This is a genomic window from Bacillus manliponensis (genome assembly GCF_000712595.1).
GTDB lineage: Bacteria > Bacillota > Bacilli > Bacillales > Bacillaceae_G > Bacillus_A > Bacillus_A manliponensis.
Genome location: NZ_JOTN01000057.1, coordinates 1 through 2,868, shown reverse-complemented (window position 1 = coordinate 2,868; position 2,868 = coordinate 1). Strand labels below are relative to the sequence as shown.

Sequence of the window (2,868 nt, the reverse complement as noted above, 5' to 3'; positions counted from 1 at the left end):
TTACTGTAGAGCAGATTCTTGGAGCGATGCCCGGTGTAATTAGCGCAGCTGAAGCTTCTGGATCTGATATGGCGCAAACAGCTGAGGTTATGGCTTCTACATTGAATATTTTTAGCATGGAAGCAAGTGAAGCAACGAAGGTAGCTGACATCTTAGCGAAGACAGCTAATATTTCCGCGGCGGATTTGACGGATATGCAGTACGCCTTAAAATATGCTGGACCACCAGCAGCGGCGCTTGGTATAAGTTTAGAGGAATTGGCGGCTTCTATCGGTATAATGACAAATGCCGGTATGAAAGGCGAGCAAGCTGGTACAACATTACGTGCTTCTCTAGTACGTTTAGTTGACCCGCCAAAAGAAGCAAGAGGTGAGTTGGAACGGCTAGGGATTTCTGTCACTGATGCGAGTGGTGAATTCGTTGGTTTAGAATCCATTGTCGGGCAGTTAAAAGGTAGTACAGAGGGTATGACTGATGCCCAAAAGGCAGCATCTATTTCGATGATATTCGGTGTAGAAGCTGTTTCGGGGATGTTGTCATTGATGGCAGCTGGACCAGATGAAATTGATAAAATGACGACATCTCTTGAAAATAGTGCTGGTGCATCCGAAAAAGCAGCAAAACAAATGAAAGATAACCTCAAAGGTGCTGTGGATGAAATGTCGGGTGCTATTGAGACTGCAAAAATTAAATTTACTGATGGGCTAACACCAGCATTAGAAGGTGCAGCTAAAGTTGTTACAGACTTAGTACAGAAATGGAATAATCTTGATGCAGGAACTCAAGAGGTAATTGCGACATCTACAGCGTTAGGGACAGCGATGCTTGGGGTGACAGCAGTTGTTGGGATACTTACATTAGGGGTTGGTGCTCTTTTATCGTTCGCTGGTCCACTAGGGCTTGCGATTGTTGGAGGAACAGCAGCACTTGGGGCGCTCGGCATTGCTGGGTATGCAGCAACTAAATCCATCGAGAATACAGCAAAGGCACAGGAACAGGCGAAAGAGAAGGCTCTCTTATATGGTGAAGGTGTTTCTGGTGCAACTGTTAAAGCAGCTGAATCGTATGTGAAAATGCGAGAAAAAGCAGAATCACAAATGTTTCAGCTTTCTCGAACTTCAGGTGAAGAAGCTGACAAAATGGCAACGAAAATAGTTGGCACTTACTCAAAGATGTCAACTGATGTTATTACTACATTAGAAACGTTTAAAAACGATGTTTCAGTTGTTATGGAGCAATTATTCCAAGATACAGAAGGCAAGTTTAATGAACAGCGTCAAAAAATTGAGCAGGAAGCTCTTAATTCAATTGATAAGGATATTGCTAAAACAAAACAAGCGTTAGACACAATTAAAAAATATCAACAAGACTTTAATCTTGATACTTCTAAAATGTCCGCAGATCAGCAAAAGGAATTGAGCAAAGCTCTTAATGTATTCCAAGAAATGACCAGTGCATTCGCTAAGAATCAAAAAGATGCAGTGGCAATTCAAAAATCTATTGTTTCTGAAAATGGAAAGCTTTCTTACAAGCAGGCGAAAGAATATAACTCTGAAATTAAGAAAGTGTATGAAGAAGGGAAAAAGGCAGCTGAGAAAGATTATAAGGATCGTAAAGACATCATCTCTAAAATGGACATAGATGCCGAGGCACGAAAAGCATTAATGTCAAAAAATGATGCAGAACTTCAAATAAGCCTAGCCAAAAACACCGAATCCTATAGGCAAAATGCAAAAGCTTTATTCGAAGTGATGTCACAAAATGGAAAGCTTTTAGATCTTGAAAGTGGTAAGCAGTTTGAAAGAATAGAAAGATGGGATAATGATTTAAAAGACAAAGTCATAGAAAGTGAAACGGCATATCAAACAAGATGGGCTGATCAGCAAGTTAAGTATTTTCAAAAGCTTGGTGAAAGTAAAGAATCGGCTATGCAGAAGACACAGCAACATCTTATGGATTTTTATACAGGCATGGGATTGACTTTAGAGCAAGCGAAACAAGAGGCTGATAAGGTAATTAAGGGTGTAAATGAAGAGCTGAAAAAGGGTAATCCTGAAGCGGAGCAAGCTGGTAAAGATAAGGTTAAAAGTAAAGCCAAAGGTATGGAGCAAACAAAAGGGGAAGCCGAAAAAGCGGGGAAAAACGTTAGCGATGCTAGTGATAAAGGTTTGTCTGAAAAGAAAGCTGATGCCGAGAATCATGGTAGAGATAAAGGGAAAAACCATCAAAAAGGAACGGAAAGTACAATCGGTGGTAATAAAGATGCTGGTGACAAAGTATCAAAAGGAACTGATGATGGTCTCTCGAAAAATAAAGGCGATGCTGAAAAGCACGGTAGAGATAAAGGAACCAATCACCAGAAAGGGACTGAGAGCACGGTAGGTGCAAATAAAAGCGCTGGTGATAAAGTTTCTAAAGGTACGGATTCGGGCTTATCGCAAGAAAAAGGAAATGCGAAAAAACACGGTACAGACAAAGGTAAAGGGCATGGTCAAGGTCTAGATAGTACAAAAGGTAGTAACAGTTCTATTGCTCAGTTATTGAGTTCTACAGTTTCTAAGATTTTAGGTGCTACAACTGATGGTGGTGGCGGTAAAAAAGCTGGTACTACATTCGGTCAAGGTGTGAATTCGGGGAAAGGTGGAGCTCAAACAGCTGGTGAAGGCGTAGCCAAAAGCGCTGAGAAAGGGTTTAAAACAGCTGATGGGAATTCCATAGGTTCATCTATTGCAAAAGGGGTTGCAGCTGGTATTTCCGGTGGTAAAAGTTCTGTTCTCACTGCCGCAGTTAATTTAGCGAGTAGTGCCATCAAAGCAGCAAAAGAGGCGTTAGGTATCAACTCGCCATCTCGTGTTGCTCGTGATGAAA

1 protein-coding gene is annotated in these 2,868 nt (G+C 41.2%); it reads left to right on the top strand.

Features of this window, described 5'->3' with window-relative positions; genetic code table 11:
• A partial coding sequence (locus BAMA_RS23090) for a phage tail tape measure protein (RefSeq protein ID WP_051759074.1) occupies positions 1-2,868 on the top strand: 2,868 nt, incomplete at both ends.